A 16738-nucleotide genomic window follows, 5' to 3' on the forward strand; every position below is an offset into this window, starting at 1 on the left:
AGATCGATAATGGTATAATTTTCCATGTAACGTCAAAAAAATTTTATAAAAATATTAATCATGATTTAGGGGGTATATGTAATGAAAAAAATATTTAAATCATTAACTTTATCTATCGTAATAGCCTTTTCTATGACTTTTGCACCGAGTTTAAGTATTCTCAATAATGAAAATATAAGTGTTGTAGAAGCTGCTAAAAAGAAAACGTTTAAGACTTTTACAGTTAACTCAGTATATAATTCTTCAATAAAAATAAGTGGCAAAGGTGCTAAAGGCGCTACTGTTAAAGCTTATGTTGGTAGTAAGCAAGTAGGTAAATCAAAGGTGTCTTCTTCTGGAACTTACTCAATTAAAATTTCTAAGAAAAAGAAAAACACTAAAATTACAGTTAAAATTAGCAAAAACGGTTATACTACTAAGTCTAAAACTATAACAATTAAGAGTAGTTCGTCTTCTTCTAGCTCAAATTCATCTTCTTCAAAATATGTTTATGCAAATGGTGGAAAATCAACTTCTAAAATTTATCATAAAACAGCCAAGACTCATAATATGGAGGGTGCCATAAAAATGACAGCATCTAAAGCTAAGTCAAAAGGCTATAGAGCTTGCAAAATATGCTGGAGATAGTATATATAAAAGACATTATCAACTTTGATAATGTCTTTTTTGTGATTTTATCACAGAATAAAAGGATATAATATGTTTAAATAAATACACATTAAACACTTTAGTCATACCATTAGATGGATTTTTCGGATATTGATTATATAAACAAATCCTAAAAAATTACTTGCCATCTTAAGGCTACAAGATTTACACTTAGCTAAGGTAATATTATTTTCCATAGGGTTTGCCAGTGTATCATTATCAATATCCCAAGTTATAGGTATATTTGATATTAGTCATTTAAGTATAAAAACACTTAATTTGGGCCTAGTTATTAAAGGAGTTGTCTTCGGACTTGGTTTTGGTTATGTAGGGACTTGTCCGTAAACTTGTGTAGGTGCTTTGGCAACGGATAATTTTAAAAAAGCTTTTACTGCTATTATTGTTGGAGCTTTTGCTTTTGCGTTTACACTATCTTATGGATATTTAGAAAATATAAGACTTACATCAGGATTTGATTTGGGTAAATTAACTTTATTTAATATATCACCACAATATCCTTCAGTTTTTAATATAGGATACATGGGATTATTCGTTACTGGAATTTTATTTCTCCTATTTGGATACTTTATTCCAAAATCAATCCTGAAAAAATAATTTTGGAGGATATATAATGGATAAAGAGTATTATCTTAAAGAAACTCTTCCTTTTTTTAAGGATTTAAATGATAAGGAAAAGAATGAATTAATTTCAAAAAGCTTTATAGGTAAATATGAAAAAGGTGAACTTGTTCATTCTAAAAATTCATCTTGTACAGGGCTATTAATTACTATGAGTGGAAATTTCAGAGTATTTATTTCTGCCCCTAGCGGTAGACAAATTACCTTATTCAAGCTATATGACAGAGATGTTTGTATGTTGTCGGCTTCTTGTGCATTTCAAAATATTACTTATGATGTTAATTTAGAAGCTCAAAATGATGCTAACGCTATAATTGTTGATAGTTCATTATTAAAAAATTTGTCTCAATCTAATATTAATGTTATGAATTATATTCTTAGTCTTACACAGGATAAATTATCTGAAGTAATGTATGTATTGGAACAAGCAACCTTCTTTAGTTTAGATGAAAGAATTACAAATTATCTATTAGAACAAAGTAGGTATCAAGATTCAAATATACTTTATATGACTCATGAGAATATTGCCAACGAATTAGGCTCCTCTAGAGAAGTTATTAGTCGTATACTTAAGAAGTTTGAAAAGGAAGGAAAAATAGAAGTTTCTAGGGGAAAAATTAAACTTATTAATTTATAGTAATTAAAAAAGAGTTATTTCAGCAATTATAACTATGTTGAGATAACTCTTTATATTTCTAATGTATTGATCCTACTAAATACTTTATTTAAGGACATCAGTATTAATAATATTACAACTGATATCATTACTGCTGTTATATTAATTCTTGCAGAATATAAAAATACTATTGCTAAAATAAAAATCAAATCATTCACAACTGCTAAGGATAATAAAAATATCTTTAAATTTGAATTAAGTTTTAATTTAAAAACCTTTGCATTACTATTAGCACTTACTACAAAAATTACTGTTACAGTAGTAAGTAAAATGCCTAGTAAACACCTCTTATTGTGCTATTTTTTATTTAGCTTTATTATTTAAATCTAGTCCCAAATAAATTACATCCTTTATGGGACTATTATAATATTCCTTTATTTCCTTAAAACCTAGTTTATAATATAAATCTAAAGCCCTTTCCAAATGTGAGAATGTATCTAATACTATTAAGTCATAATCTAATTCTTTTCCAGCTTTAATTACGTATTCCATAAGTAGTTTTCCTATACCTAAACTTCTAAATTCATTTCTTACATATAATCTTTTCACTTCACAACAATGATTATCTAAAGATCTAAGTCCAGCACAACCAGCAATTTTCCCATCATACTTTGCAATGTATAATCTTCCCTTAGGTAATGCATATTTATCCTGTAAAGTATCTAACTCCTCTTGAAAGCTTACAAAACAAGAACTTACGCCTTCTACATCCTTATACGTTTCTACTAACATATTTTTATATTCAGTGAATAGCTCTTTTATTGAATCAATTTCATCATAAGCTAATTTTATTTGAATTTCTCGTTTTTTCATAATAACACTTCCCTTTTGTTCATTATTATATAATTATTTCATCATATTAATAATAATTTCCTCTATTAATGTAAAAAATGTATTGAATTAACAATACGTTTTTAATCTTTTATTTTTCTTCGTGCACATTTAAATCAATAATTACTACATCTCTTGGCACAAATCGCTCTCCCATAAATTCATTTAGCATTTTACAATATTCTTCTACCCATTGAGCCTTTGATATATTTTTGTACATATGATCATCAACAATATTTAGAAAAACTAGCTTCACCTTGTATCATTTTTTCATAAGTTGATGCATAAAAGTAAATCTATTAGCTATCTGGTAATAAGTATCAAACCATTTATTGAAATCACCTTTTATTCCAATCTCATCATAAGTTTCTTTCATTGAGTTATGTAACAACAGCTAAAAATATTAAATTGTTAATATGTAGTTTTTAATAAACTCTATAAATTTTCTCCTGTAAAAAGGCTATAATTATGTTTTAGCTTCAAAATATAAAAATCGTATCAAAATTAAATTGATACGATTTTTATGCGTTAATCTCTTTTTTTAGCTTTATGATAAAGTTTTTCAGTTTTAGTTTTATTTGTGCCACAATCTCTAGCACCTATTTTTTGTCCATTTTCTATTCCAATGTCTGCTCCATGCTCAGAGTACATTTTTCTAAGTTCTGGGTTTGATTTTGGTCTATCTTTCATTCTATTTTTATTGTTATCCATAATGTAATTCTCCTTGATGATATTTTAATTATAATTTATCCAATAAAAATCCTTCTATTCTTTTGAAATTATTTCCTATTTCTTAAAATTTGCAAAAATCCTTTAATATAATGTTTATTCAATAAATCTACAAATCCCTGTATTGATTTACGATTTATTGCTCCTCTAGTAACCATAGCAATTAGCCTAAAAGGTTGATCATTTAAGGATTCTTTTACTGTAATTTCCATGGCTTTATCTCCACTTACAAATTTATTTGCCTTTTTATTTATGGCAGATATTATTAAATCACCACCATAAATACTTTTAATATCATTAATAGTATAATTTATAGTAAATGGATATATTGGTTTGTTAATAATGGGTAGTTCCTTATTATATATATTCTGAAATTCTGACTCTGTTGGACTTAGTTTCTTTTTATATAGTTCATAATAAGATGAATATTTTGCTTTATAATCAATAGTTTTCACACTATTTCCTCTTTTATTTACTACTGTAGAAAATTTAATATCCCTACATGAGGAACCAATACTTATACCATATTGTCCTTCTTCAACTTCATATTGATGACTTTGAATATTATAGTAAGTAAAACAACCTTCATCTAAAATAAAATTTACTTCTTTACTTTCCTTAGGTTTTAAATTTATTTTTTTAAATCCTTTTAGCTCTTTTTTTGCTCTAAATAATTTTGAGTATAAACAAGAAACATAAAGCTGGGCCACTTCTTTTCCTTCCATATTACCCACATTAGTAACAGTTACGGATACTTTCATATTATTATCATTATTATATTTTATTTTCATATCGCTATATTCAAAAGTTGTATATGAAAGCCCAAAACCAAAAGGATATTTCACATTAATATCTGCACTATCAAAATATCTATACCCAACAAATATACTTTCTCTATATTCTACATAATTATTATCTCCAGGGTAAAATTGTACCGATGGATAATCTTCAAAAGTATTTGCATAAGTTTCGCTTAACTTTCCTGATGGATTTTGCTTTCCTAATAATAAATTTACTGTTGCATTTCCACCTCTACAACCACTTAAATGAGTTAGTAAAATACCTTTAGGAACATGACTCCATGGCATTTCCACAACAGATCCACCTTGCAATATTACTACTAAGTTTTTATTAACTTTGCTAATTTCATAAACTAAATTATCATGAGACTTTGGCAATTTTAAATTTTTACGATCATATCCTTCTGCCTCATAGTATTTAGGTAGGCCTATAAACAAATACACTATATCCTTATTTTTTGCCACTTCTATAGCCTCTTTTAGCAAGAGTTCATTAATTTCATCATTTTCTAAAGAATACCCATCTGCATAATTTATAACACAGTTATTATGTGCAAATACATCATACGCGTTGTCTATAGTATTAGGGTTAACATGTGAGCTACCCAAACCTTGGTATACAGGTTCTTTTGCAAGTCTACCTATTATTCCAATTTTTTGTGAATTATTTCCTGGGAGAATATTATCATCATTTTTAAGTAATACTGCACTACTTTCAGCTATTTTCTCTGCTAAATCAATATGTTCTTTAAAATTACATTTATATGGTATTTTTTTACCTTCTTTATATCTTAAAATTAGTTCAATTACTTTTGTAACCGACTGATTTAATATTTTTTCATCTAATTTGTTAGTTTCTACAGCTTTTTGTAAAATCTTATAGTAATCATCTTTATATCCTGGCATTTCTAAATTTAATCCATTATTTATACTAGAAATAATATTATTAACACCTCCCCAGTCACTAATAATACATCCCTCATAATTCCATTCATTTCTAAGTATATCTTGCATTAAATATTTATTTTCGCAACAATACTGCCCATTTAGTCTATTATATGCCATCATTACAGACCAAGGATTAGCACCTTTTATGGCTATTTCAAATCCTTTCAAATATATTTCCCTAAGAGCTCTTTCATCAATAATTGAATTAATAGTCATACGATATTTTTCCTGATTGTTTCCTGCAAAATGCTTTAAACAAGCTGCTACGCCTTTGCTTTGTATCCCTCTAATAAGAGCTGCTGACATCTTTCCACTTAAATAAGGATCTTCACTAAAATATTCAAAATTTCTTCCACAAATGGGTAGTCTTTTTATATTCACTCCTGGACTTAAAAGTACTGCTACATCTCCTCTTCTACATTCCTCCCCCAGTGCCTTCCCCATACGATTTATTAATTCTTCGTCAAAGGTGGATGCCAAAGCTGTAGCAGTTGGAAAGCAAGTTGATTTTATAACTTTGGGACTCATAAACATAAAGCTCTCTGACTCTTCTTTTCTAAGCCCATGAGGACCATCACATAACATAATTGATGGGATATTCATTTTATCTATTCCGTATGAATGCCAAAAATCTATTCCACAACAAAATTTACACTTTTCTTCTAAAGAAAGATTTTTGACTATGGATGAAGCCTCTTCATATAAATTCATATTCTCTCCCCCAATACAACTAATTTTGTCTTATGTTATATTTTATGTTTGTGACTATAATAGATTGTTAAATTTATTTTTGTATACATATATAAAAGGGTTATAACAATTATTTTATTTTGTTATAACCCTTTTATATTTATTATATTTTCATTTATATAATTTCAGATTTACTATGTAGTTGTAAGGTTTTGTTAAAAGATAATTTTATCAAGAAATAGCTTAGAACAATTCCTAACATAACTATAAAAAATTCATTAAATTTACTTAAAAAGTCGAATAATACCCCTGTGGAATCTTTAGTTAAAAAATTTCCTGCCATACTGTTAAGAAGTATTAATATAATCCATCTTAATACTCTTTTCTTTTTAACTTTATTGTATTTTGTAGGAATCATTACACAAATAGTAACCACAGCCATGAATAATTCTACTATAAATCTGACTAAATAATTTGCTTGTATGCCACTGTCTTGTACAATATGATCACTTATCCAAGATAATAAAAATATTTGTGAATCTAAATTAGAAATATTTTCTGCTATCAATACTAAAATCGTTGCAATTAAAAAGAAAATTACTATTAAAATCGATTGCATAAATGAAGAAATATATTTATAAGCAACATATTCTTTATTGTTTATTGGGAGAGTTTGTATTAAATTATTAACTTTTTTACGGCTATCATCAGTTTCAAATCCATAGTAGAAAACCAATATTACAAGTCCCATATTAAGTGACATACTACCAAAAACAAATAGCATAAGAAAAAATACAGGTATGTAAATACTATAATATTGTTTTAAAAATTTCAAATCTAATCTTAATAATTTTTTTATCTCTGTCATTACTTATTCCCCTTACTAAATATTAATATATCTTCTATTTTAGGCATTTCATATAGAACTTCTTTCCCAAATATATCTTGTGCATCTTTTTTATTATTAGAAATTCCTCTAAATCCAAATTTATTTTCCACTATCTGTTGAAATACTTTTTCTGTTTCTTCATTTAATAGCTCTTTTGCTCCCTTTACAATGGTATAATTATTTCTTATATTTTCACTGTCTTCATTAAAAATAATTTCCCCTTTATCCATTACAACAAAGTAATCCCCTATTTTGTCTAAATCACTTGTTATATGAGTACAATATAAAACTGTAGATAAATCTTTTTCCATTTGTAGTTGAAGAACTTGTAAAAATTCAGACCTAAATATTGGATCTAAATTTGCTGTTGGCTCATCTAAGATTATTAATTTAGGATGATAAGACAAAATCATAAGTAAATCAAATTTTACTTTTAGCCCTTTTGATAAATCTTTATATTTGTCATTAAGATTTAAATCAAATTCTTCAACATAATAATTAAATAACTTCTCATCCCAATTTTTATAAAATATGCCTATAGTTGATTTTATCTCTTCTAATGTGAAATCTTCTGGATATAGTGTGTCATGTCCTAAATATCCTATTAATTCTTTAATATGTTTTTTGTCTTTATTAAAATCTTCTCCAAATATTTTTATGCTACCTTCCTCTTGATTTAATATATTCATGATTAGTTTCATTAAAGTAGTTTTTCCTGCTCCATTTGTGCCTATAATACCTGTAACAAAGCCTTCTTTTATTTCTAATTTTTCTATATTTAATTTAAAATCTCCCATAGATTTTTTTAAATTATTAATTTCTATTACATTCATAATGTACCCCACTTAATCATCTAAATTATATAGTTCTTTAAAAATTTCCATTCCTTCATCTAAGGAAATATCTAATTCTTTAGCTCTCTTTACTATCTCTTCTAATTTACATTCCCACTCATATATGGCTAGTTGCCTCATTTTCTCTGTATTTTTTGCTGAAACAAAACTACCTTTTGATGGAACTGTTTCTATATATCCTTCACTTTCTAAAATCTCATAGGACTTTTTTACAGTTATTATGCTTACCTTAATTTCTCTTGCTAAAGTCCTAATTGAAGGTAGTGGCTGTCCTGGCAAAAGTTTTTTAGAAACAATTTGTGATATAATTTGATTTTTTATTTGCTCATAAAGAGCTACTGGTAATGAGTCAGAAACTATTATATCCATATTTTATCCTTTCCGTTATATTCCGTGTATGTTATATATATACAGAATATAACACCATATATATAAGTGTCAATGTTATTTCTATAAAAATCTAAAAAAGAATTGCAAAACTATTTGCAATTCCTTTTTATCTAATCCATAAATTCAATTATTTTCACATTGCTTTTATTAATAGAAAAGTTACTCCCCAAGTCTCTACCAAATAACACTAAGGATGGAACTGAATTTCCCTCATTAAAATCTTCCATCCAATCTATCAATGATCTAAAATTTCTAACATTGCTTTCTTCTACTATTCTTTCAAAATTATTTTTATATAGTATTCTTATCCTATCTTTTTTCAATTATCTCATCTCCTAGCAACTTAACTAAGTAATATTATAATTTTATTTTTACTATAACTCAATGATCTTCTTAATATTACCCAGTTTAAAAATAATATAATCAGTGTTATAAACTGATATAGCATATTACTAATAATGTTAACATAAGGTAGTTTTCCTTCATAAATTAGAAGAAGATATAAATTTAATTTAGATGGGGGTTATTATGTCTGACTCTAATAGTAAAGTTGTTATAGACAGTTTGTCTGCAAATATAGTTGCCAAAAATTCAAAAGATAAAGTAATTTTAGCGGGGATTTTTCCTTATGAAAATAGTTTTTATAGTGAAAATCTTGAATTAGTTGTAGAACCTGAGGTTGGATATCCAGTTAATATACAACTGCCTTATTCAGGTTATGATATGCAACTATTTTGTGGGGATTTTACAAATGACGGAAAAGATGAAATTATGGTAAGAGGTAGCTTCGGTGGTTCTGGTGGATTTGAGATTGGAGTAATATACAAATTTGAAAATAATAAAATCAAAGAAATTTTTAATCAAGATGATATTTCGAAAGATAACCCTTGTAGTGCAAAGTTTAAAGATAATTACAAGGTTCATGTAAGTTGTGGTGAAAAGAAATATTCTATTAATTTAACAACCCGACCAAAAGATTATTTGGAATTAGCTTATGATAAAGATGGAAAAGTACTTCCTGGAGTAGAAGCTTACGTTGATGCTCCTAATACACTTTTCCCAATAAAGGACGTGGATAATAGTTACTATGAATTACTTATACAACAAAGGATTGTTGGCGTAGTTAATGCAGATACTTTGGGTATTATCCAAACTGTATGTGATTTTTTAAATAATAAATTTAACGTAGTTACTAAAGGATTGTACTTTACCTTTGACTCTGACAATAAAGAAAATTAGGAAAAGGAAAGAGGTTGAACTAGAACATAGTCCAACCTTTTCCTTTTTATAAAATTTTAAACTTCTTTGTTTTCTTTTAATTTAACAAAACTTATAACAAAAAGTATTATTGATAAAATAAGCATTGCATTTAGATATATATTTATACTACCTAAATCATTAGTTTTTTGCAAATTTTCTAGACAAATATATACCCATCTAGTTGGCATAAGTTTTCCTATTGCTTGGAAGTTTTCGTTCATTATATTAAAATCCCAAAATACTCCACTTAACATACAACACGGAACTATTATAAGTACATTTAACATTGATGATGTATGTCTGCTTCTAGTAAAACTAACTAGACACAAGTTAAAACTTAGTGCAACCAGATTTAGCATCAGCATTACAACTAAGAAATTTATACTATTTTCCATGGCAAAGTCTAATTTAAAAATTATTAACACACCATAATATATTAAAGTTGACATGGAAGACATTATATAGAATACAACTATTATTGATAAATAATATTTCCATTTGCTAATTCTATAACCAGGTGTATTAATTCTTACTTTATTTTCTTTGTCCTCAATTAAGGAATTCGATACTTTTCCAGCTACAATAAATATGATTAATATAATCAAAGGCAATGAACTCTCTATATCTGGTCTTTTTTCATTAACATCATTTAAACTTAATATTGTGTTTTTATCATTGTAATCTTGATTTATTTCTTTAAATTTGTTTATATCTCCTTTGCTCATTTTTCCAATCATAGACAAGTCTTCACATTTCATATCTATCATATTTTGAACAACTAACTTCACATCATTTTCATTTATAGTTTTGATTTTTATTTCATTATCCTTTGAGTTTATCAATTTATTTTGAAAATTATCATTTATAATCACAACCATTTGAATTTGTTGTGTTATCAGTAAAATTTCAGAATCATCTTTTTTTATTTTTATACTTTGAATCCCTTCCAAATCATCAATAGTTTTTATTATTTCATTAGACAAATAAGAATTATCATTGTCTATTACACCTATCTTAAATTTATGCTGTCCTGTAAATTCAAAACTAAAAAATATAGCTATAAATATAGGTATAATAATTGCAACCATTATATAACTTTTATCTTTCATCAATTCTCTCATTGTATTTATTATTAATTTAATCAAAACTTTCACCTGCCTTCAGTTTTGATATTAAGCTTCCTAGAATGAGCAATAATAGTGATAAACCCAATGAAATAAATATGGAGAAAATATAATATTTTGTTTTTATACCATAACTTAAGCTAAGTATAGATATATTTGCCCAATAACTTGGAATAATTTCAGATAGAAAGCTTGTCATCCTCTCTGACTTTACTAAACAAATTGGTACATAAGAACCGCCTAAAAATCCCATAATTATAATTAATATATTATTTACCATATAACAAGTTTTTTTATTTGAGAAAATAGTAGCCATAAATATTCCAAGTATAGAACTAAATACTATAAGAGAAATTAATACCATAAGGATATATAATAAATTTCCTCCCCAACTTACATTGAAAAATTTAGTGCTAACTATATATACTGTGATTATTTGTAAAATACCTATAACTATACCAAAAGCTATCTTTGATACTAATATATTAATTTTATTTGTTTTAGGGATCTTAAATCTTGTCATTGTATGTAAATATTCACCCTTATACATTGATATTGACGTAAAATTAGATATATATAAAATAATTAAGATAAGTTGTGCAAAGGTGTAATATGTGAATGCATTTACTTGTTTTTTTTCTATACCTTCATCTTTTAACCATATTTTAATCTCATAATCTAAAACCTCTTTTATTTTTTCAGGATTTGATTTATAAATTGATTGTAAAAAAGTGTATTTTTTCATATATTGCTCGTACAAATTCCTAAATACTGTACTTTCTGTACTCTCTGTTTCTTCACTTCTAAAATAATTAATATCATTGTCATAAAAGTCCATAAAACAAATTGCTTTGTTATTATTTACATCGTTTATGACTTCTTTATAATTATTATTTTCTATAAACTTAATATTTGTATTTTTTTCAAAATGAATCATAAAATCATAGAAACGTTGTAAGTCAACTTCGTTTTCAATAGGAGCATTGACTCTATAATATATAATTTTATTATTAAATATGTTTTTATCTATGGTCATAAGCCCATTAAGTGATTTTCCCATTATAAAAATAAGTATTACAGGAAATATAATCATCATAATTACATTAATCTTCTGTCTGAAAAACTGCTTAACTTCTTTTTTTATAAGAGTTAATAAAATCAAATTTCCACCTCCTTGTTTGCTAATTTTTAGATTTTTACCAATAAAACTTAAAACACTTTTTTCATAAGTGTTAATATTATTTTTATGTTCTATTAATATTTATGAATTCATAAAGTTGTCTATTACTAGCAAATTTGTAGATTCATTCAGTATAGTTATATTTATGTTCGTGATATGATAATAAAAAATACACCTCAGTTTTTAAGAGGTGTATTTAAGTTACTACTTCATAATATTTATCTTAACAAGTTTTTATAAATTATTTAAAATATCTTATATAAATAATAAATTTATTTTCTTCTCTATGGAAATTTCCATAAATAGTGATATCTTTTCCTTCATACATATTTTCTATATATTCAATACATTTTGGAACTATATTATATGTGACAGCATCTAGTTTATAAGCATCTAATAACTTATCCACGTCCATTTTTATTTTTACCTTTTTGCTTAAACTAAAAATATCACTTATAACTATGAATACTATAAACATAGCAATACAGTAAGGTATAATAACATTCATAATACTATTACAAAAAAATATCATGGATATAAACATTAATAAAGATGAATATATTATTTCCTTTGAACCTGATGAAATCTTTAATTTACTACACCTAATTATTTTTTGCAAAACACTCTCACCTCTTAAATTAACTTATGCTTATGTAAACAATTAAACACATTAATCCTAGACCATTTTTAAATTTATTATAATTGATTTTAATTCATATACTTTAATTATATGGATTATATATACAAAATGGTATTATTATAAAAAATTAATTTATTCAAATGGTTATTATAAATACTAAAAAAGTCCCTTCTTATGAAAAGGGACTTTTTTAGTATTTAATTTAGAATTCTATGCAGTAACATTTTTTGAATCAGATTTAGCATTAGAGCTATTTGATTTAATAAAGAATCCAATTGCTGATGCAATTAATACTGGTACTACCCAGTTAAATCCTAATGGGTGTAATGGTAAAGTGTTTATTACTGGAACCTTCACTCCAAAGTTTCCTAATATGTTTAAGAATCCCATTACTAATGCTGTATATGTTGCAAATTTAAATATATTATCATTTTTAATATGTTGTCCTAATAAAGTAAATACTACTAACACTATTGTTGGTGGGTAGATTACTGTTAATATAGGAGCTGAGAATTTAATTATTGTATCAACTCCAAAGTTAGAAACTACTAAACTAAATAGACATACTGCAGTTACTATTGTTTCATATTTTATTTTATTATTTGAAAGCTTTGAGAAATATTGTCCAGTTGCAGATGTTAAACCTATTGCTGTTGTTAAACAAGCAAGAGTTACTATTATTCCTAATATAACTTTTCCTGGGAATCCTAATAAATTCTCTGTTATAGCAACTATTAACCCAGCTTGTGATACATTTGAATCAAACATAGTTGATACTGTAGCACCAAGGTAAGTAAGTCCACCGTAAACTAAGAATAATCCTGCTGCAGCTATTAATCCTGCTTTAAATGTTATATTTATTTTATCTTCTTTTTTTGTATATCCTTTATTAGCTATTGTTGTAAATATTACTGCTGATAAAGATACTGCCCCTAGAGCATCTAATGTTTGATAACCTTGGAATATACCTTCAGAGAATACACCTTCTATAGTTGCTGGTTCTATACTTCCTAAAGGATTAAATATTCCTACACCTATTAATGTTAATAATGCAATTAAAAGTGCTGGTGTTAAATAAGACCCGATTATATCAACAACTTTTGATGGTCTTATTGTTAATAATAATGTCACGCCGAAGAATATTATTGAGAATATTATTGAACTGAAACCACTAAATATTGGTTGAACCCCCATTTCAAATGTTGTAGCTGCTGTTCTTGGTATAGCAAGAAGTGGTCCTATACAAATCATTATTGAACATGCTAGCACTAGTGATATCTTGTGGCCTGCTCTTGAAAATATTTTACCAACATCTCCATCACATTTTGCTATTGCAAGTATAGCTAAAAGAGATAAACCTACGTCTGCTAATATAAATCCTGTGAAACCAGTTAACCAACTACTTCCTGATATAAGTCCTAAAAATGGTGGGAAAATTAAGTTACCTGCTCCGAAAAACATTGCGAACAATGCAAAACCTGTTATTATAATATCTTTATTCCTTTTATTCATTGTGACCTCCTAATTAAAATCCGTATTTCGTTTCATACATGTATTATATACGACATCTATTTGAATAGTCAATATAATTATAATTTTCTGTATATTCAAATTATAAAACACATATTAAAGTTGAATATGTATTCAGAAAATAAAGTAATTTTCAGAAAATTTAGATTAATATTTATATTCTAAATTATTCTTATATTCTTTTTTTGATTTTTTCAACAAAAAAAGACTTGATAAAACCTACAAGTCTTTTTTTTAACATATATTTATTATAACATAATAATTTTAACATGCATAATTATTTAATATATATAAATCCTTTAGCTGATTTCACTTCAATTTTTTTTCCTAAATATACTTCTAACGCATCAGAATATTTTTCGAAGTCTGACTTTCCAAGACCTATAGGACACCATATTTTGTAAACGTTTTCTTCTTCACTTAAAATATTCTCAACCACAGTTGGATATTCTTGATCTTTATTGCAAAGGCCTACTTTGTTAAAAAATATATCCAATGGTTCCTTTTTTTCTTCTTTTTTTCTAAATTTTTTGACTATAATTTCTCCAACTCTCCAAATTCCATCAAATACAATTTGAATCAAATTTCCATCACTACTCATTAAATACCCTCCCTTTATAAAGTAATATGAAATATCCACAATAATTTTTTCTATATTTCTAAATATTCACAATTTACTTTCTTTTAAATTTTCACAATAATTGGAAAGTGATCTGAATATAATACTTGGTCAATTTCATATGATTTTATATCGATTATTGAACTTACAAACACATAATCTAGCCTTGAAGTTTTAAAAGTTGGATAGAAATCCTTACACAAACATTTAGCTGCATCTTTATAAGAGCTTAAATTAATGTTTTTTTCATTAAAATCACCACAAATCACAATATTTTTATTTTGGTTTTTACCAAAATCCAAAATTTCACTTATTTGTATCTGTCTTTCTTCCATATCCAATCCTAAATGTGTATTTATAATAATTTTATCATCTATATCTATACTCAATAGCCCTCTCTGCTCTGTTTTGCTACTTAGTAATAAGTGTGAACTGTAATTTATTTTATTTTTACTTAATATACATATACCAAATTTCATTTTTCTATTATTTACATGCAATCCAAATACTCCATCCATCTTTAACAATATTTTCATAAGTTTAAATTGATAATGTAAAACTTCTTGGAGACAAATAACATCACAATCTAAAGATTTTAAATAACCTATAAGTTGAAACAAGGTCATTCTTCTAAACTCATCTGTCCCTATATGTATGTTATAACAAATTAACTTCAAATTATTTCACCTCCTATCATAGGTTTATTACAAAATAATATTCATAGTATTAAATAATTATCCTTTTAAATTTTCGCATAATAAAAAGAAGACAATTTAATTGTCTTCTTTAATATATACATTTTATTTATAAATTAAAATCTAAAATCTCTTTGACCATTTGTAATTTTTATCAATCTTTCTTCTACTATTTCTCTGACTTTATCTTTAGGTATTTTTTTAACTTCTTTTTCTATTAAATTTTCACCAGATTCTTTTGTTGATTCTGATGCATAGTCTTCTAAGTACTCTTTTAAAGTCATGATAGCATTTGGTTGACAACAGTTGGCTATTTGACCGTTTTTACATAGTGCCATAAATCTATCTCCAGTTCTTCCTTCTCTATAACAAGCAGTACAAAAACTTGGTATATAGTTCATATCTAGTAGCCAGTTTACAACTTCATCTAAAGTTCTATCATCATCCACGTCAAATTGAGCACTTGTAATTTCTTCTTTTACACCCTCTGCTCTATCTGCATATCCACCTACACTTGTTGATGATGCACCACTTATTTGTGACACTCCTAAATGTAATACTTTTTCTCTAGTTTTTTGAGATTCTCTTGTTGAGACTATCATTCCTGTATAAGGTACTGCTAAACGAATTATTGCCACTATTTTTTGGAATATTTCATCTGATAAGGCTTCTGGGAATTCAGATACATCTATGTCATCAGCTGGGCGAAGTCTTGGTACACTTATTGTATGTGGTCCAACTCCAAATGCCTCTTCTAAATGTTCAGCATGCATTAATATTCCTACTAATTCATATTTATAAGTACTAAGACCATATAGTACACCTAACCCTACGTCATCTATTCCAGCTTCCATAGCTCTATCATGAGCTTCTGTATGATAATTATAGTCGTGTTTTGGTCCTGTTGGATGAAGTTTTTCATAAGATTCTTTATTATATGTTTCTTGGAATAGTATATATGTACCTATCCCTGCATCTTTCAATTTTTTATAGTTTTCTATAGTCGTAGCAGCTATATTCACATTTACTCTACGAATTGCTCCATTTTTATGTTTTATACTATAAATAGTATTTATAGATTCTAATATATATTCTATTGGATTATTCTTTGGATCTTCCCCTGCTTCTAAAGCAAGTCTTTTGTGGCCTAAATCCTGAAGTGCTATTACTTCTCTCTTTATTTCTTCTTGAGTTAGTTTTTTTCTAGCTATTTTCTTATTCTTTAAATGATAAGGGCAGTATACACATCCATTTACACAATAATTTGATAAATACAATGGCGCAAACATTACAATACGATTTCCATAAAATCTTTTTTTAATATCTTCTGCCATTTTAAACATTATTTCAATTAATTCTTCATCTTCACATTCAAGTAAAACTGCCGCTTCTCTGTGAGTTAATCCTTTTGCTCTATTAGCTTTATCTAATATTCCTTCAATTAATTCCTTATTTCCTTTATTAGATTTTGCATACTCTAAGCTATCTAAAATCTCATCATGATTAATAAATTCTTCTGCCTTTCTTGATTTTGGATCATAAACCATACTATTTCTCCTCCTAAAAATGTTTTTGCTGACAAATTAGAAGACATAT

General features: G+C 26.4%; 20 protein-coding genes. 4 read left to right on the forward strand and 16 right to left on the reverse strand.

Features of this window, described 5'->3' with window-relative positions; translation table 11 throughout:
• The first annotated feature begins 81 nt into the window (after positions 1 to 81).
• The 3 genes from K0040_RS08565 to K0040_RS08575 all read left to right on the forward strand — a co-directional run bounded on the left by K0040_RS08565 (position 82) and on the right by K0040_RS08575 (position 1924).
• Positions 82 to 627 carry an Ig-like domain-containing protein gene (locus tag K0040_RS08565; RefSeq protein ID WP_228108485.1) on the forward strand — a complete coding sequence of 182 codons (546 nt, stop codon included), beginning with the start codon at positions 82 to 84 and terminating at the stop codon, positions 625 to 627.
• A gap of 381 nt (positions 628 to 1008) precedes the next feature.
• Positions 1009 to 1263, forward strand: a complete 255-nt coding sequence (locus tag K0040_RS08570) for a hypothetical protein (RefSeq protein WP_228108486.1) — start codon at positions 1009 to 1011, stop codon at positions 1261 to 1263.
• Positions 1264 to 1279: 16 nt separating this feature from the next.
• Positions 1280 to 1924 (forward strand): Crp/Fnr family transcriptional regulator, encoded by a 645-nt coding sequence (locus K0040_RS08575; RefSeq protein ID WP_228108487.1) that lies wholly within the window; start codon positions 1280 to 1282, stop codon positions 1922 to 1924.
• 50 nt (positions 1925 to 1974) lie between these two features.
• Here K0040_RS08575 and K0040_RS21480 read toward each other — a convergent pair whose 3' ends face one another.
• The 9 genes from K0040_RS21480 to K0040_RS08610 form a co-directional block, all read right to left on the reverse strand.
• Positions 1975 to 2235, reverse strand: coding sequence for a Na+/H+ antiporter NhaA (locus K0040_RS21480; RefSeq protein ID WP_369123728.1), 261 nt, complete (start codon positions 2233 to 2235; stop codon positions 1975 to 1977).
• 31 nt (positions 2236 to 2266) lie between these two features.
• The gene (locus K0040_RS08580) at positions 2267 to 2776 is read right to left on the reverse strand and encodes a GNAT family N-acetyltransferase (protein WP_228108488.1); all 510 of its coding nucleotides are present in this window, start codon (positions 2774 to 2776) and stop codon (positions 2267 to 2269) included.
• Positions 2777 to 2885: 109 nt separating this feature from the next.
• Entirely contained in the window at positions 2886 to 3014 is a 129-nt protein-coding gene (locus K0040_RS20685; protein ID WP_265588837.1) for a hypothetical protein, read from the reverse strand.
• 308 nt (positions 3015 to 3322) lie between these two features.
• On the reverse strand, positions 3323 to 3505 hold the full coding sequence (locus tag K0040_RS08585; protein WP_018592271.1) for a hypothetical protein: 183 nt from the start codon (positions 3503 to 3505) through the stop codon (positions 3323 to 3325).
• Positions 3506 to 3573: 68 nt separating this feature from the next.
• Positions 3574 to 5982 (reverse strand): beta-glucosidase, encoded by a 2409-nt coding sequence (locus tag K0040_RS08590; protein ID WP_228108489.1) that lies wholly within the window; start codon positions 5980 to 5982, stop codon positions 3574 to 3576.
• Between the two features lie 154 nt (positions 5983 to 6136).
• Positions 6137 to 6829 (reverse strand): ABC-2 transporter permease, encoded by a 693-nt coding sequence (locus K0040_RS08595; protein WP_228108490.1) that lies wholly within the window; start codon positions 6827 to 6829, stop codon positions 6137 to 6139.
• Entirely contained in the window at positions 6829 to 7683 is an 855-nt protein-coding gene (locus K0040_RS08600) for an ABC transporter ATP-binding protein (RefSeq protein WP_228108491.1), read from the reverse strand. The genes K0040_RS08595 and K0040_RS08600 overlap by 1 nt, the downstream gene beginning before the upstream one ends.
• Before the next feature lie 12 nt (positions 7684 to 7695).
• Positions 7696 to 8073: a GntR family transcriptional regulator gene (locus tag K0040_RS08605; RefSeq protein WP_228108492.1), complete on the reverse strand. Its 378-nt coding sequence runs from the start codon at positions 8071 to 8073 to the stop codon at positions 7696 to 7698.
• Between the two features lie 131 nt (positions 8074 to 8204).
• The gene (locus K0040_RS08610; protein ID WP_228108493.1) at positions 8205 to 8417 is read right to left on the reverse strand and encodes a hypothetical protein; all 213 of its coding nucleotides are present in this window, start codon (positions 8415 to 8417) and stop codon (positions 8205 to 8207) included.
• A 205-nt stretch (positions 8418 to 8622) separates the two neighbouring features.
• On the opposite strand from K0040_RS08610, the gene K0040_RS08615 reads away from it, so the two are divergent.
• Positions 8623 to 9333 (forward strand): YybI family spore inner coat protein, encoded by a 711-nt coding sequence (locus K0040_RS08615; RefSeq protein WP_228108494.1) that lies wholly within the window; start codon positions 8623 to 8625, stop codon positions 9331 to 9333.
• Between the two features lie 56 nt (positions 9334 to 9389).
• On the opposite strand, the gene K0040_RS08620 is transcribed toward K0040_RS08615, so the two are convergent.
• The 7 genes from K0040_RS08620 to hydG all read right to left on the reverse strand — a co-directional run bounded on the left by K0040_RS08620 (position 9390) and on the right by hydG (position 16689).
• The gene (locus tag K0040_RS08620; RefSeq protein ID WP_228108495.1) at positions 9390 to 10508 is read right to left on the reverse strand and encodes an ABC transporter permease; all 1119 of its coding nucleotides are present in this window, start codon (positions 10506 to 10508) and stop codon (positions 9390 to 9392) included.
• A complete protein-coding gene (locus tag K0040_RS08625) occupies positions 10492 to 11640 on the reverse strand; it encodes an ABC transporter permease (RefSeq protein ID WP_228108496.1) in 1149 nt (382 codons plus the stop codon). The genes K0040_RS08620 and K0040_RS08625 overlap by 17 nt, the downstream gene beginning before the upstream one ends.
• A 259-nt stretch (positions 11641 to 11899) precedes the next feature.
• Positions 11900 to 12277 carry a hypothetical protein gene (locus K0040_RS08630; RefSeq protein ID WP_228108497.1) on the reverse strand — a complete coding sequence of 126 codons (378 nt, stop codon included), beginning with the start codon at positions 12275 to 12277 and terminating at the stop codon, positions 11900 to 11902.
• A 231-nt stretch (positions 12278 to 12508) separates the two neighbouring features.
• Entirely contained in the window at positions 12509 to 13810 is a 1302-nt protein-coding gene (gene brnQ, locus K0040_RS08635) for a branched-chain amino acid transport system II carrier protein (RefSeq protein WP_228108498.1), read from the reverse strand.
• 295 nt (positions 13811 to 14105) lie between these two features.
• On the reverse strand, positions 14106 to 14429 hold the full coding sequence (locus K0040_RS08640; RefSeq protein ID WP_228108499.1) for a hypothetical protein: 324 nt from the start codon (positions 14427 to 14429) through the stop codon (positions 14106 to 14108).
• Positions 14430 to 14512: 83 nt separating this feature from the next.
• Positions 14513 to 15124, reverse strand: coding sequence for an endonuclease/exonuclease/phosphatase family protein (locus tag K0040_RS08645; protein WP_228108500.1), 612 nt, complete (start codon positions 15122 to 15124; stop codon positions 14513 to 14515).
• Positions 15125 to 15258: 134 nt separating this feature from the next.
• Positions 15259 to 16689 (reverse strand): [FeFe] hydrogenase H-cluster radical SAM maturase HydG, encoded by a 1431-nt coding sequence (hydG, locus tag K0040_RS08650; protein WP_228108501.1) that lies wholly within the window; start codon positions 16687 to 16689, stop codon positions 15259 to 15261.
• Between the last annotated feature and the right edge of the window lie 49 nt (positions 16690 to 16738).

Origin of the sequence: Terrisporobacter petrolearius (genome assembly GCF_020748185.1) — a bacterium.
In the GTDB taxonomy this organism is placed as follows: Bacteria; Bacillota; Clostridia; order Peptostreptococcales; family Peptostreptococcaceae; genus Terrisporobacter; species Terrisporobacter petrolearius.

What these genes read in the sequence shown, in the direction of transcription:
- K0040_RS08565 (WP_228108485.1), top strand. Translation starts at nt 82, where the DNA reads ATGAAAAAAATATTTAAATCATTAACTTTATCTATCGTAATAGCCTTT.
- K0040_RS08575 (WP_228108487.1), top strand. Translation starts at nt 1,280, where the DNA reads ATGGATAAAGAGTATTATCTTAAAGAAACTCTTCCTTTTTTTAAGGAT.
- K0040_RS08580 (WP_228108488.1), bottom strand. Translation starts at nt 2,776, where the DNA reads ATGAAAAAACGAGAAATTCAAATAAAATTAGCTTATGATGAAATTGAT.
- K0040_RS20685 (WP_265588837.1), bottom strand. Translation starts at nt 3,014, where the DNA reads ATGTACAAAAATATATCAAAGGCTCAATGGGTAGAAGAATATTGTAAA.
- K0040_RS08585 (WP_018592271.1), bottom strand. Translation starts at nt 3,505, where the DNA reads ATGGATAACAATAAAAATAGAATGAAAGATAGACCAAAATCAAACCCA.
- K0040_RS08590 (WP_228108489.1), bottom strand. Translation starts at nt 5,982, where the DNA reads ATGAATTTATATGAAGAGGCTTCATCCATAGTCAAAAATCTTTCTTTA.
- K0040_RS08595 (WP_228108490.1), bottom strand. Translation starts at nt 6,829, where the DNA reads ATGACAGAGATAAAAAAATTATTAAGATTAGATTTGAAATTTTTAAAA.
- K0040_RS08600 (WP_228108491.1), bottom strand. Translation starts at nt 7,683, where the DNA reads ATGAATGTAATAGAAATTAATAATTTAAAAAAATCTATGGGAGATTTT.
- K0040_RS08605 (WP_228108492.1), bottom strand. Translation starts at nt 8,073, where the DNA reads ATGGATATAATAGTTTCTGACTCATTACCAGTAGCTCTTTATGAGCAA.
- K0040_RS08615 (WP_228108494.1), top strand. Translation starts at nt 8,623, where the DNA reads ATGTCTGACTCTAATAGTAAAGTTGTTATAGACAGTTTGTCTGCAAAT.
- brnQ (WP_228108498.1), bottom strand. Translation starts at nt 13,810, where the DNA reads ATGAATAAAAGGAATAAAGATATTATAATAACAGGTTTTGCATTGTTC.
- K0040_RS08640 (WP_228108499.1), bottom strand. Translation starts at nt 14,429, where the DNA reads ATGAGTAGTGATGGAAATTTGATTCAAATTGTATTTGATGGAATTTGG.
- hydG (WP_228108501.1), bottom strand. Translation starts at nt 16,689, where the DNA reads ATGGTTTATGATCCAAAATCAAGAAAGGCAGAAGAATTTATTAATCAT.